This is a genomic window from Candidatus Binatus sp. (genome assembly GCF_030646925.1).
Taxonomy (GTDB): Bacteria; Desulfobacterota; Binatia; order Binatales; family Binataceae; genus Binatus.
Genome location: NZ_JAUSKL010000087.1, coordinates 127,807 through 141,415, shown reverse-complemented (window position 1 = coordinate 141,415; position 13,609 = coordinate 127,807). Strand labels below are relative to the sequence as shown.

Genomic DNA, 13,609 nt, shown 5'->3' with positions numbered 1-13,609 from the left:
TTTCCTTGTCAGTATGCTTCAGATTGTTCGCGCCCATCGCCCAGCCCGCGCACAGCATATGAATCGCGTGCACGGCGCTCCGCGTATCGTCGAACTGGATGACATGCATCGACTTTCCGCGCTCGATTATTTCAGCGACGACGCCAAGATAGTCGCTCGCAATCTTTTTCAATGCGCCGCGAAACTCGGGCCGGCGCTCGAGATAGCGCGCCTCGTGATGCAGCACGTTGAAGGCCTCGCGATAGCGATCGATCACGTCGAGGATCGCGCGCATCACGTCGATCAATTCACGGCGCGGGTCGCCGACCGTGCGCTTGCGAATCGCGGGCAGCGCTTCGACCAGTTCCGCCACCATCGATTCCGCGATCAGCGGGATAATCTCGTCCTTGCTCTGCAAGTAGAGGTAGATGGAGCCCGCGGCGACGCCGGCTTCGAGCGCGAGTTCCTTGACCGAAGCTTCGTGAAACGATTTGCGCGCGAGCACGCGGCATGCGGCGAGAAAAATCTGTCGCCGCCGCAGCTTGACGAGGCTCTCGTCCTGCGGCTGTGAGCGGATTGCATGTGCGGCGCGCGCCATCGATGGGGGCGGGGGCGCCTCGATGGCGTCCCCGCAATTGTCTGATGTACTGAATGAACGTTCATTTGTCAATAATGCACGGTAGAAGTGGCAAAGGAACGCTTTTATGATACCGGAGATAAATTAAAATACTTGAGGAGACCAGTTACGAGAAGGCGGCGCTGGGATTTCTCAATTAGGCGTGTGCACCTTTTTCGGCCGGAGAATCGAGAATATGAAGTGCCCCTACTGCAACCACGACATTCCCGAACTCTGGCAGCCCCTGTTTCGTGCTGCGGATGGCCTCGGTAAACCACTCGAAAAGCCCGCAGATTACATCGGCGTCCAAACGAACCCGGATGACTTTCATCGCAACCAAGTAGTGTCGGTGACGTTGAAGTGGATGCAGTGTCCAAATGTTGATTGTCATCAGATCCTGGTGCACGTCCTGCGCAATCAAAAAACTGGTATAGAGTCATGGGACGCCAAAAAACGAGAGTTATACTTTGCGGTTCCCAGAAAAATTGCGCCGCGGGCACTTGATCCCTTGGTACAAGATCCGTTTCGGCGCGACTATTTGGAAGCGGCATCAATTCTCGGCGATAGCCCGCGAATGTCGGCAATCTTGTCTCGTCGCATCTTGGCTGACCTGCTTGCAGCATTTGCAGGACGGACCGAATACAAGCTTGAAGACCGCATAGACAACTTTATTGCCGATACACAATTCCCTTCGAATCTGAAGGACAACCTGCATCACTTGCGAGAAATAGGAAACTTCGGTGCTCATACAAAGAAGGACAAAGCTACCGGAGAGATCATCGATGTTGATCGTGAAGAAGCAGAATGGACTCTCGAGGTTGTCGATGGGCTATTTGACTACTTCATCGTTAGTCCGGAAAAGGACAAAGAGCGGCGCGCAAAGTGGGATGCAAAGCGGGGATCAACTGGCGCGAAGAGACAGACTAGGAAGCCGACGTAGTCCTTTTGTAGAGAGCGGATCGACATCAGAGTTTGGATCGAGTACTTCTGCGCGGCCGGCCGAGTATTCCGCGAGCGCGCGGTCCGCGAGCTTCTCGAGTTGATCCGCCGAACTCTCGAAAAGCAAGTCCCAATCACGCTCGTCACTCTCGATTAGCTTCAAGAGCCGGTCTGCCAGAGCGTCCTGTTCGTACTCCGGGAGCTGCTCCGCGATTCTTTTAAAGGCTGCCGCCAAGCGTTCGCTCATAACCTAATCATCGCCATAGCGATGTAACTCCTGAATGTAAGTGTATTACAGGATCACTTGCGACGGCTACCAGCCGAACGCACGAGCCTTGTCTGGGCCGACGATGAAATGCGCCGGATTCATCTGCCGCATCTCGATGCGTTCCAAGGCTTGGTATATGCTCGGCGCGCAGGAGGCCTAAATTGCGGGTGGCGGAGAATCCGAAGGTTCAGAAGGAAAGCGCACTCGATCGAATCTTCAATCGCGTGATGGGGCTCGCACTCGCCTTCGGCATCGGCCCCGGATACATGCGCCTGCTCGAAGTGCGCGGCCGAAAATCGGGCAGGGTCTTCACCACTCCGGTCAATCTGCTCGAACTCGACGGCCGCCGCTACCTGGTCGCGGCGCGCGGTGAAACCGCATGGGCCCGCAATGCGCGCGCCGCCGGCAATATCATCCTGCGCAAAGGATCGCGCCACGAATCGCTCGCCGTCCGCGAACTCGCCGACTCCGAAAAGCCGCGCATCTTGAAAGCGTTCCTCGATTGCTTCGCGTCGCAGGTGCAGCGCTTCTTCGATCTGCCCGCCGGTTCCCCCGAAGACAGTTTCCGCGCGACCGCCGCCGGCAAGCCGGTATTCGAGTTGATCGCCGGCGCCTGATCGAATCCAGCTACCGCGCTTATTCGCAGCTATTCAATCGTAAGCGGCGTCTCGACGAATTCCTTTTTTTCAGGATCCCACGCGAATGCCGCCGCGTTGACGAACCGGCCCGACCGGATCGACATCACGATATGGAAGGTACCGGGATAGTCAGGCTCCGACGGATCGAATGAACACGCCTGCGTCGCGTCGGTCGCGGAAAAATACGCGTCGTGATCGGGATGCGAATGATAGACCGAGCGCAAGTCGAACTTGCGCCGATCGATTTCGAGCATCACCGCCAGATGCTCCTTCGGGTCCATCAGAAACGCGGTGCGCGCGTCGCGCGGAAACGCCGCCGGATCCTCGGCGTGCTTGCGATTCTGGATATTCGCGATCGGCCGCACTTCCTCGATATTCGCGTCGCCAATAATGAAGCCGCAGCACTCGAAGGGAAATTCGCGCTCGGCCTGCGCGATCATCGCATCGATGCTGGCGCGCCGAATCGATACAGCCTTCATCAGCGTTGCTCCTCTCTGAGTGCCACCTGGCGCGCACGCTCGGCGGCTCGAATCATCCGCGTCAGCATCCGATTGGTCGGCGCGTCGAGCCCGAGTCGTTCCGCGAGTTCGACGACTTTGCCGTTGAGCGTGCCGATTTCGGTGCGGCCGCGCACTTGAAGATCGTGCATCATGGTCGGGCGATGATCGAACGTGGTCGGAATCAACTGGCCATAGAAAAGTTGCCGGTACGCGTCGGCGTCGGCAAAGGGCAGGGCGACTTCGAGCGCGCGCGCCACCGCAAACGCCTCATCGATTGCGCTGTCGAGAATCGGCCGCAGGTCGGGATCGCCGGCCAGCGCGCCGTAATGCAATCGCAAAAGCGCGCCGAGCGGATTCAGCGCAACATTATAGAGGAGCTTGGTCCAAATCACCGGCATGATGTCGTCGGCGGCGACGGTGGGGATGCCGGCGGCGTCGATCATCGCCGCGAGGTTGCGCGCGCGCGCCGCAAGCCTCGCAGTATGCTCGCGATGAAGCGCCGGCGCAGGTCCGACCGCGAGCGGCTGAGCGAACACCGTCACGTGCGAATGACCCGGCGCTGGAATTTCCGCGCCGAAGATCACGCGCGCGCCAAGCACGCGACGCGCTCCGAAGCGGCCGCTCAGCGACTCGATATTGCCGAGGCCGTTTTGCATCGACACGATCGCGCCGTCGTCCGCCAGCTTGTCCGCGAGCGCGTCGGCGATCGAATCGGTGTCGTAACTCTTGGCCGCGCACAGGATCACGCCGTACCGATTATTCAGTTGCGCCGGATCGTTCGCCACCTTCAAGCCGCGCACGGTTCGCTCGCCGAGCAATCCCGTGATGCGGAGTCCGCTCCGTGCGATCGCGCCCATGTGAGCGCGCCGCCCGAGCAGCGTCACGTCGTGGCCGGCCAGATGCAGCATCCCGCCGACGATCGAACCGATAGCGCCAGCGCCGGCAATCAGAATCGGAGTATCGCTCATCGTGTCGAAGTTAGCGGTCACTGCCTAAGCAAACAACGACGTCGCTTGCCCCGAAAACGCCGAACGCAGTAGGAAGTAAGCGATGGAACGCACATCGATTCGTCTGGGCGGAGTCGAAATCGGCTCATCGGTAATGAACGCGTCGGGCCCGCGCTCGGCGGAACGCGGCGAGATTTTCGAACTCAGCGCGGTTCACGGCGGCGCGCTGGTGTTCAAATCGTGCAACGTCGCGGGACTCGAAGCGCCCGACAATCTGAAGAATCGCGGCGTCGAGCACTTCGCCGCGATCGCGCGCGAGCTGACTGCACGCGGCAAAAAAGTGATCGGCAGCGTCGTCGGCGCCAGCGAAGAGGAATTCATCGCGGTCGCATCGACGCTCGATCGCGCTGGCGCGAGTATCGTCGAGCTGAACCTTGCCGACGACTACGTCGCCAAATCGGTCGCGCCGTTTGCGAGCTTCGAACGCCTGAAATCGCTGCTCGGACGGGTGCGCGCCGAGACCAACTGCGTGCTCGCCGTGAAAGTGCCGCCCAACGCGCCGTTCGAGCCGCGCGCGATCGCGGATTTGTTCAAGGCCACGCGGATCGCGATCGCGGTATGCGCCAACGACCTGCCGAAGGATCTGGAAATCGACCTCGCGACCGGGACGGTCAGCGGGAAGCCGCGCGCGCTCTCGCAGACGCACGCTTACTTTCGCGAGAGCGAGGGCCTGCTCGACGTCGTCGCGGTGGGCGGAATCAACACGGGCCGCGACGCATACATTGCGCATCTCACCGGCGCCAAGGCGTCGCAAGTGGGGTCGGCGCTGATGAAGGAAGGGGCGGGCGCGCTCGGACGAATCGATCGCGAACTAGACGCGCTGCTGGCCGGGCACGGCCGCAAGTCGGTGTCGGAAATCGTCGGCCAGGTCCGGTTCGCGGAGTCATAGGCGCGGCGGCATCCGGGCGCGTGCGAGATTTCGATCGAGTCGCCGCTCGAAGAATCCAGCGGGGGGCCGGAGCGGCGCAAATCGGCATACTTGCCCCGCTTCTCGACGCTCTGATACTTTCGGCTGTCTGGCGCGCGCATCGCGCGCGTTCGTATTTTCGGCCTCAACGTCCCCGTCGTCTAGCTCGGCCTAGGACACCGGCCTTTCACGTCGGTAACACGGGTTCAAATCCCGTCGGGGACGCCAATAGATTCAAGGTTTGACGGGTTTCTCTTCCCGAGCTGCGTTTCGACAGCCCTGGGTCGAGCTCCGCGCAGCTATGAAACCTGATACTCCGGGTCAGGCGATCTGCGAGCCAGTCAGCGTGGTATCGTAACCGCACAGGGTGGAGAGTTCGCGCGAGAATCGCGACGAGTTGAGCGCATCGAGCAATGTTCTGACCGGAGGCGTGTTCAGTTCGCGACGCTGAATCACGAAATCGTAACGTTCCTCGCGAATCGGGACGAAGCCGAGGTCGTATGCCTCGGCGGCGAGCCGGATAGTGGGACCTGCGTCGGCATCGCCTGCCGCGATGGCGCACGCCACTTCGAGATGACCTTCCAGTTCGCGCGAGTAGCCGGAAATTTTTTGTGGCTCGATTCCAGCGCCGCGCATCGAGTCGTCGAGTGCGAGCCGAGCACCGGAACCTGATTCCCGATTCACTATCCTGATGCCGCGCCGGGAGAGGTCGGCCGGACTTCTGATGCCGCATCGTTTCGAAACTGCGAGACCGATCTCCCATCGCGCAAAATTGATCAGTACCGCATCGCTTTCCTTCAGAAATTTTCGCGCGGAGTCCACATTGTAGTCTCCGTGCGAGCCGCGCAGATGGATTCCGGCGGCGTGAGCGCGATTTCCCTTGAGCGCATCGAGCGCGCCGCGGCTGGAACTGCGTATCGCGATCAGCTCGATCGAGGCGTGCTGGCGCGTCATCCAATCGCCCAGGATTGAGACCGCGGGATCGCATCCGGCGATCAGCAGAGTACTTTCGATCTGTTCGCGCGAGCGAAGACTGAGTATCCGTGCGTGCGAGCGCACCCCTCCTGCAAACACGCCGCTCGCCGACGACAGCCGCAGCCCTGAAACGGATTGCGGGGTGGCGATAATCCTGCCGCCGATACGCGCCAACGCTACGCGCGTATTCCTGCTGATTGTCCGCGCCGCGCCGGCAATCAATTCAGTCTCGAGAGTTTCATGCTCGATCGGAGCGGCGAACAATGACTCGACCGAGCTTCCCAGCTCGCGCGCCAGAGCGAGGGCGACCTCGACTCCCGGCTGATAGATACCGGCTTCGATCGCGCCGATCGCCTGACGCGAGATTCCGGCCCGGCGCGCCAGTTCTGACTGGCTGAGCCCGGCAGACTGCCTGGCGCGAATGATCCTGCTTTGCTCGCTGGTCGCCATAACTGTTGTCAGGTATCAAGTATCATGGCATAAGAATGCGGCGCCATGAAAATCCGTTGTTTGCATGCGGCGACTGCCCTCATCGTCCTCCTATCCGTGACGAACTGCGCCGCGGCCGACACTCCGGCAAATTATTCGGTCGGCGGCGGCTTCCTGCTCGATTCAATTCAAGCCTACTTCGAGAATTGGTTCGTGCGTTCCGACCAGGCCAAGGCGGAGCAACCGCACTGGATCACACCGCTGGTGACGGTAACGCCGCGGCTCGAGCAGGAGTTGCGCTACGATCAGATATTCCAGGCGCGACAGCACGGCGAGACGCTGATCAATTTCGGCGGATCGAAGGGGCTCGAGCTCATACCGACCCAAAACACGGAAATCATCCTGGGCATCCCGCCGTATTTGTCGCATCAGCTTCCGGGCAAGGCCGGAGCATCGAATCGCGGCACCGACGACTTTGGCGATTGGACGGCGCTGGTGAAGTATCGCCTGCTTTCGGCCAACGAAGAGAATGGCAACTACATCGTCTCGGTCTTCATGGGCTTTCTCGCTCCGACCGGCGCCGAACACAACTCGCAGGGACACGCGATCTTCACGCCGACGATCGCATTCGGGAAAGGATGGGGCAATTTCGATTTTCAGAGCACCGTAAGCGCCAGTTTCCCGAACGGTGGCCTCGATCGGCTGGGGATGCCGGTCGCGTACAACACCGCATTCCAGTACCACATGCTCAAGTACTTGTGGCCCGAATGCGAGGTCAACTACACGTGGTTTCCTGATGGCGATCACGCGGGGAAGAACGAAGTATTTCTTACGCCCGGGATAGTCGCAGGACGGATTCCGCTTTACGATCGCCTCGTGTTGGTGGCGGGCGCCGGATTTCAGGTCGCGGTGAGCAAATTCGAGCGCTATCACAATGCGTGGGTCATCACGGCCCGCATTCCGTTCTAGGATTCGAGGTTTCCTTACTGTTGATTGGGCGCCGCATCGGGAGCGGACTTGACTTCGATCTGGTGCGGGACGATTGTGGAAAGAGAAGTATTGACCAACTTATCCAGATTGAGCGCGCGCACGTTCGCCGCGATTTTTCGCGCGGCAGTATGCATCGTTGGCGTCGCGATGCTCCTCTCATTCCCGGCCAACAAGGTTCATCGATTCGAAGATCACTTCCGCGCCCCCGAAGTGCGCCGGTCGATCGAGAGACACACGTCGTTTGCCCAACCTGAACTGACCGGGGCAGAGCAGGTCGCTCACGCCGACGTCGTTCCTACCGTTTTGATCCCTGTAATCACTCAGGATTTCTCCAAGCCACTCGCAAGCTTCCAGGTAGTTTCCGCGACGCCGCTCACACGATTCCTGTTACGCCTCAAGCTCGGTCCGTCGCACTCGGGCGGATCAGACCCGCTGAGTTAGCCCGCACATTCGGCGATCGAGCCAGGTCCACGCTCTGAACTGAGCAGTGGCTGGCTGCTATCGGCTTGATGCCGGAGACCCGTTCCGTCGCCAATTGCGAGGTCTGCTTAGTGCCTGGTTTCTCATTGCGCAATCCCCACGCCGTAATCGTGGGTGCGCTGCTCACAATAATCCTGGGCGTCACCGCCTTCCTGACGATGCCGGTGGATGCCTTCCCCAAGTTGGACATCCCGGTGGCGGTGGTCGCCACCTTCTATCCCGGGATGCCGCCGCTCGACATCGAGGCCAACATCACCACCCGCTTTGAGCGATTCTTCACGCTCGGCAGCGACATCGATCACATGGAATCGCGGTCGCTGCCGGGGGTGAGCATCATCAAGGTCTTCTTTCAGCCGGGAGTGGATCTCAGCGCCGCAACCGCGACTCTAGGCAATCTGGCGATGGCCGATCTGCGCCATCTGCCGCCCGGAACTTTGCCACCGCTCATTCTTAAGTCCGGTGCGTCATCGCTGCCGGTCACGCTGGTGACGGTGTCGGGCCAGGGATTCAGCGAAGCGCAACTCCGCGATCAGGCGCAGTACAACATCCGCAACTGGATCGCGACGGTGCCGGGCACGTCGGTCCCGCCGCCGTTTGGCGGCAAGTACCGGCAGATCATGGCCTACGTCAATCGCGACGCGCTGGAGGCGCGCGGACTCACGCTGATGGACGTGGTCCATTCGCTCGATGACGCCAACCTGATCATTCCCGCAGGCGACGCGAAAATCGGATCGACGGACTACTTCGTTTACAGCAACAGCATGATCGAGCATCCCGACGAGATTAATCAGGTGCCGATCAAGATCGGCCGCGGCGAAGCACCGGTCTTCGTCGGCGACGTGGGTCATGTGGAGGATGCGGCGCAGATTCAGCAGAACATCGTCCGCATCAATGGCCAGCGCTCCGTGTATATCCCGGTGATGAAACAGGGCAACGCCAACACGATTGCCGTCGTGGACGGGGTGAAACAGGCGATCAAGCAGATCGCAGGCTTGCCGGAAGGCATCAAGGTTAACGCAATCTTCGGCCAGGACTCGTACGTGCGCGAGGCGATCGAAAGTCTCGAGCATGAAGCAGTCCTGGGCGCGCTGCTCGCGTCATTGATGATTCTGATTTTCCTCGGCAGCTTCCGCTCGACGATCGCGATCTTCTTGTCGATTCCGCTGTCGATTCTCGCCGGCGCCTGCGGCCTCAGAATGAGCGGCTCGACGATCAATGTCATGACGCTCGGCGGTTTCGCGCTGGCGATCGGGCGCCTCGTGGACGACTCGACGGTCGTGTTGGAAAACATCAACCGCCATCTCGCGGAGGGAAAAGCGCCCGCAGAAGCCGCACGCGATGGAGCCAATGAGGTTGCGCTGGCGGTACTCGCGTCCACGGTCACCACGATCATCGTGTTCTCGCCAGTGATGTTTCTGTTCGGCGTGGCGAAATCCCTGTTCAGCGCGTTGTCGTGGGCGGTCGTGCTGTCGATGCTCGCGTCATACGTGGTCGCGATGACTGTAATCCCGGTTTACTGCGCGCGCTTTCTGACCAATGAATCGGGACGGGAAGCTGAGCAGGGCACCGGACGCGGCTTCCTCGCCGCATTCATTCGCAGCTACGACCGATTCGCGGAGCGTTACGAGCGCCTGCTCGAATGGTCGCTGGATCGCAAGGGCGTGATAATCGGCGCAGCCTCGATTCTCTTTGTAGCGAGCATCGCGGCCTTTCCGTTGATCGGCACCGAGTTGTTTCCGAGAACCGATGCCGGCCAATTTGTGATCCAGTTTCGGGCGTCGCTGGGAACGCGCATCGAACTCACCGAGCAGTTGGCCGAACGCCTGGAACAAGCGATTCGCAACGTCATCCCGCACGACGAACTATCGACCGTGGTCTCGAACCTCGGATTGGCGCCGGGATTTTCGTCGATCTACTCGACCAACGCGGCGAGCGACTCGGGCTTCGTCATGGTTGCGCTGGCGCCTGGCCATCGAGTCTCGACGTGGAGTTATGTGGCGAAGCTCAAACAACTCCTGCCGCAGCGAATACCGGAAATCCGCACCTTCTTCTCGTCGGGCAGCATCATCGATTCCGTCCTCAACTTCGGACTTGCGGCTCCGATCGACATTCAACTTAGCGGCCGCCGCTACGCCGAGCTATTCGATCTCTCGCGCAAGGTGGATGCCCGCGTGAATAACCTGCCGGAGGTGGCCGGCACCTTTGTGCCCGAGGAATCGAACTATCCGACACTGAGAATCAACGTCGATCGCGTGAAGGCGGCGCGATTGGGGCTCAACCAGCGCGACGTTGTCACGAACGTAATTACCGCGCTTACTTCGAACCAGATGATCGCGCCCTCGATTTGGATCGATCCAAAGTCCGGCAACGACTACTTTCTGACCGCGCAGTACTCCGAGGATCAAATCGACTCGCTCGATACGTTGCGCAACATCCCGGTGCGCAGCAGCGATGGTAACCATTCGCGCGCCGATGCGATGCTGCTCCGCAACGTAGCTACCATCGCCCGCGAGCAGCATCCCGCGGAGGCCGATCATTACAACATCCAGCGGGTCGTCGATGTGCTCGTCGCGCCCGGCACCGACGATATGGGTGGCGCACTCAAATCGGTGCGCAAGGCGCTGAGCACGCTCAAGCTTCCGCCAGGCGTCGCGATCGCATTCCGCGGCTCGGTGGATTCGATGGAGCGTTCGTTCTCGAGCTTCGGCTACGGACTGGTGATGGCGGTCGTGCTGCTGTACCTCGTGATGGTCGCGCAGTTCCGCTCCTTCCTCGATCCTTTCATCATCATGTTCTCGGTGCCGATGGGCATGATCGGCGTTACCTGGACGCTGCTGCTCACCGGCACCACGCTGAACATCGAGTCGTTCATGGGGATCATCGCGATGGTCGGGATCGTGGTTTCCAATGCGATCCTGCTGGTTGATTTCGCGAACCAGCGCTACCGGAGCGGCCAGGATCTGCGGCGCGCGATTATCGAATCGGCGCAAATCAGGATGCGCCCGATCCTGATGACGACGCTGGCAACCGTCGTGGGATTAATGCCGATGGCGCTCAAGCTGGGCGCCGGTTCCGAGGCCTCCGCACCGCTTGCCCGCGCCGCCGCCGGCGGACTCGCGGTCTCGACCGTGCTCACACTTTTCCTGGTGCCCGCCCTCTACGAAATTTTCTACGGCCGACGGTCAAAGGAATCGAAATGAAAAGTCTTCTGCTCTTAGTGGCCGTGGGGTGGGTCTCGTTGGTGGTGACGGGTTGCTCACGAGCAAACGGCGATACCGCCACCGATCTGCGGCCGACTGTCTCCGTGATTCGGCCGCAACGCGGCGACGTGGTTCGTACGATCGCCTTACCCGGCGACCTGGTCGGTCTGTATCAATCGACTCTCTACGCAAAAGTCACCGGCTATTTGAAAAGCATCTCGGTCGACAAGGGCGACTGGGTGAAGAAGGGACAAGTGCTCGCTGAGATCGAGGTGCCCGAACTTCAACAGCGACTCGCTCGCGCCAAGGCGAGCCTCGAAATACAGCGCCTAACCTATGAGCGGCTCTCACAAGTCTGGAAAAGCGACTCCCGGCTGGTTGCTCGCCAGGAGGTCGATATCGCGCAAGGCAAGTACCTCGAATCGAAGGCCCAGTTGGATGAGCTCGAAGCTATGACCTCCTACACGAAAATCGTTGCGCCCTTCGACGGCATCATCACGGGGCGCTTCGTCGATCCTGGAGCACTTATCAAGGCCGGCGGCGAACAATCCTCGGCTTCTCCGGACGAAGGATCCGTTCAATCCACGGGTGGAGTCTCACCGGTTGTGAGTCTCGCGCTGATCGACACGATGCGCGCTTACGTCTATGTGCCGCAGGCCGAAGTCAGTTTCGTCAAACGCGGGATGCCGGCCACGCTTTCGCTGCCCGATCTGGCGGGCCGAACATTCAATGGCCAGATCACTCGCTTCGCGAGTTCGTTGGATCTTGGAACGCGCACGATGCTGGCTGAGATCGATCTGCAAAACCACAACCATGAGCTGTACCCGGGAATGTACGCGAACGTAACGATCGAATTGCAGCGGCATCGCGGCGCTTTGAAGCTACCCGAGTCAGCCATCGGCGATTCGCCCGAGGGTCGATACGTAATGATCGCGGAAGTAGGCAGACTAAGGCGACAACGAATTAGCGTTGGAATCAGCAATGGCACCTATAGCGAAGTAACTCAGGGACTAAGTGGCGCTGAAGAGGTTGTCGCGGCGCTTGACCCGTCACTGGCGCCGGGTGAAGCGGTTGACGTTGCGATCGCCAACGGCAAATCGAGTAAGGGGACTGACTTTGCAGCCGGTACACGGTGAGGACTCGAGGATGCGAGTCGTGGGCAGTTGGATTGCCTCGATAATGGTTGGCTTGGCAACCTTACTGGCCATCCCGTGTATCGCGCCAGCTTTCGATAACTTGCAGCCAGGCGAACGGCTGACCTTGGGTCGTGCGGTCGAGCTGACGCTGCGCAACCATCCGCGCGGATTGGAAATGCGTTCGATCGCAGCCGCTGCACACGAGCGAGTCGGTGAAGCGAAATCCGCGCTAATGCCGCAGGTGTACGGCGCAGCGGAGTATCTGCGCTCCACCGATAACCCGATCGGCAACACTACTTATCTCAATCCCGGCTTCGTCCCTCGAATCACGGGAACCTTGCACGGCGGCGCGCCCGAGGCGGGTCAAAGCTTCTCTACCACGGACAACTTTCTAACCGGCGTCGGCGTGCAGCAGTACCTATTCGATTTCGGCCGCGTGCGCGGCCGGATCGAAAAGCGAACGGCGGAAGCCGAGGCTGCGACAGATGTAGCAAAGCTCGCCGACCTGGATCTGATCTACGAAGCGACGCAACGCTACTTCGCGCTACTCGCAGCGGCACAGAAGGAAAAGGTATTTGAGAAGGCCGTTCTACAGCGCACGGAGCAGGAGCATGCCGCACAGGTGAAGGCTGCGGCATCGCTTACATCGGGAATCGACGTCCTGACTGCCAAGGCGGCGCTGGCTCGCGCGCGAACCAATCTTCTCGAGGCCTCCAATGAAAAGGCCGTGTCGAGAGTCGCACTCGACAACACGATGGCGGTGAGTCCGAACGCGCCGCCATACGAGGTCGTGGACGTACTCACATACAAGCCGGTAGCCGGGGACGTGCAGTCGTACTTTCAGTCGGCTAGCAAGTTACGCCCGGACCTTCAGACGCTGGAGGCTGAAGCTCGCGCAGCGGGTGCGCAAATCACTGAAGTGCAAAGCGACTTCTGGCCAACCTTTCAGGCGGTCGCTGGTTATAGCGCGATGGGAACTGGATTTCCGGCATCGAACAACTTCAACGCGGGTATCGCGGTCACCTGGCCAATCTTCAACGGCTTTCTCACCGAGCACGAAGTAGCGGAAGCGAAAGCAAGGCGCGACGCCATCCGTTATTCGCTTGCAGACCTGGAACTTCGCATCTGGCTCGAAGTCAAGACAGCCTTCCTCGAACTACAAACCGGATTGCAGGCGATTCGACAGGCTGAAGAAACCCTGGCGGCATCTTCCGGGCAATTGGAACTTGCCGACAAGCGCTACAACGCGGGCCTCGGCAATATCATCGAGCTAACCGACGCCGAGCGCTTCTACATCCAGGACGACGGCGCCTATGTCGACGCGCTTTATACCTATTCGGTGGCAAAGGCGAAGCTGGAACGAGCTACCGGATCCTCATTGTCGCAAGCCAGGGACCGATGAGTAACAGCTACTGGATCAACTCGGTGAGTCGTTCATCAATTGGCAGGCGAAGATAATTCTTATGCGATATCAACTAGAACTTGGCCTCCGTCTGGCAATATCCTTGATGGTTGCCGCGTCGTTGGCGGCATGCTCCTCAGTTT

General features: G+C 60.1%; 11 protein-coding genes and 1 tRNA gene. 8 read left to right on the top strand and 4 right to left on the bottom strand.

Annotation, left to right across the window (positions count from 1 at the left end; translation table 11 throughout):
- On the bottom strand, positions 1-577 hold a 577-nt coding region (locus Q7S58_RS15660), incomplete at its 3' end, for a TetR/AcrR family transcriptional regulator (RefSeq protein ID WP_304827738.1).
- A gap of 214 nt (positions 578-791) precedes the next feature.
- Between Q7S58_RS15660 and Q7S58_RS15655 the strand changes: the two genes are divergently transcribed.
- The gene (locus Q7S58_RS15655) at positions 792-1,535 is read left to right on the top strand and encodes a DUF4145 domain-containing protein (protein ID WP_304827735.1); all 744 of its coding nucleotides are present in this window, start codon (positions 792-794) and stop codon (positions 1,533-1,535) included.
- 434 nt (positions 1,536-1,969) lie between these two features.
- Entirely contained in the window at positions 1,970-2,419 is a 450-nt protein-coding gene (locus tag Q7S58_RS15650; protein WP_304827732.1) for a nitroreductase/quinone reductase family protein, read from the top strand.
- A gap of 29 nt (positions 2,420-2,448) precedes the next feature.
- On the opposite strand, the gene Q7S58_RS15645 is transcribed toward Q7S58_RS15650, so the two are convergent.
- Together Q7S58_RS15645 and Q7S58_RS15640 are read right to left on the bottom strand one after the other, a co-directional pair.
- The gene (locus tag Q7S58_RS15645) at positions 2,449-2,919 is read right to left on the bottom strand and encodes a M67 family metallopeptidase (protein WP_304827729.1); all 471 of its coding nucleotides are present in this window, start codon (positions 2,917-2,919) and stop codon (positions 2,449-2,451) included.
- Positions 2,919-3,908 carry a ketopantoate reductase family protein gene (locus tag Q7S58_RS15640; RefSeq protein ID WP_304827726.1) on the bottom strand — a complete coding sequence of 330 codons (990 nt, stop codon included), beginning with the start codon at positions 3,906-3,908 and terminating at the stop codon, positions 2,919-2,921. The genes Q7S58_RS15645 and Q7S58_RS15640 overlap by 1 nt, the downstream gene beginning before the upstream one ends.
- An 82-nt stretch (positions 3,909-3,990) precedes the next feature.
- Between Q7S58_RS15640 and Q7S58_RS15635 the strand changes: the two genes are divergently transcribed.
- Together Q7S58_RS15635 and Q7S58_RS15630 are read left to right on the top strand one after the other, a co-directional pair.
- Complete coding sequence (locus Q7S58_RS15635) at positions 3,991-4,836, top strand: hypothetical protein (RefSeq protein ID WP_304827723.1); 846 nt, start codon at positions 3,991-3,993, stop codon at positions 4,834-4,836.
- Between the two features lie 168 nt (positions 4,837-5,004).
- A tRNA-Glu gene (locus Q7S58_RS15630) sits at positions 5,005-5,082 on the top strand.
- Positions 5,083-5,175: 93 nt separating this feature from the next.
- Here the strand turns inward: Q7S58_RS15630 and Q7S58_RS15625 are convergent.
- Positions 5,176-6,279 (bottom strand): substrate-binding domain-containing protein, encoded by a 1,104-nt coding sequence (locus Q7S58_RS15625; RefSeq protein WP_304827720.1) that lies wholly within the window; start codon positions 6,277-6,279, stop codon positions 5,176-5,178.
- Positions 6,280-6,375: 96 nt separating this feature from the next.
- Here Q7S58_RS15625 and Q7S58_RS15620 point away from each other — a divergent pair, with 96 nt between their 5' ends.
- The 4 genes from Q7S58_RS15620 (at position 6,376) to Q7S58_RS15605 (ending at position 13,466) form a co-directional block, all read left to right on the top strand.
- Positions 6,376-7,227 carry a hypothetical protein gene (locus Q7S58_RS15620; RefSeq protein ID WP_304827717.1) on the top strand — a complete coding sequence of 284 codons (852 nt, stop codon included), beginning with the start codon at positions 6,376-6,378 and terminating at the stop codon, positions 7,225-7,227.
- 572 nt (positions 7,228-7,799) lie between these two features.
- The gene (locus tag Q7S58_RS15615; protein ID WP_304827714.1) at positions 7,800-10,928 is read left to right on the top strand and encodes an efflux RND transporter permease subunit; all 3,129 of its coding nucleotides are present in this window, start codon (positions 7,800-7,802) and stop codon (positions 10,926-10,928) included.
- Positions 10,925-12,064, top strand: a complete 1,140-nt coding sequence (locus Q7S58_RS15610; RefSeq protein ID WP_304827711.1) for an efflux RND transporter periplasmic adaptor subunit — start codon at positions 10,925-10,927, stop codon at positions 12,062-12,064. Before Q7S58_RS15615 ends, Q7S58_RS15610 begins: the two co-directional genes overlap by 4 nt.
- A gap of 19 nt (positions 12,065-12,083) precedes the next feature.
- Positions 12,084-13,466, top strand: a complete 1,383-nt coding sequence (locus Q7S58_RS15605; RefSeq protein ID WP_304827708.1) for a TolC family protein — start codon at positions 12,084-12,086, stop codon at positions 13,464-13,466.
- The last annotated feature ends 143 nt before the right edge of the window (positions 13,467-13,609 follow it).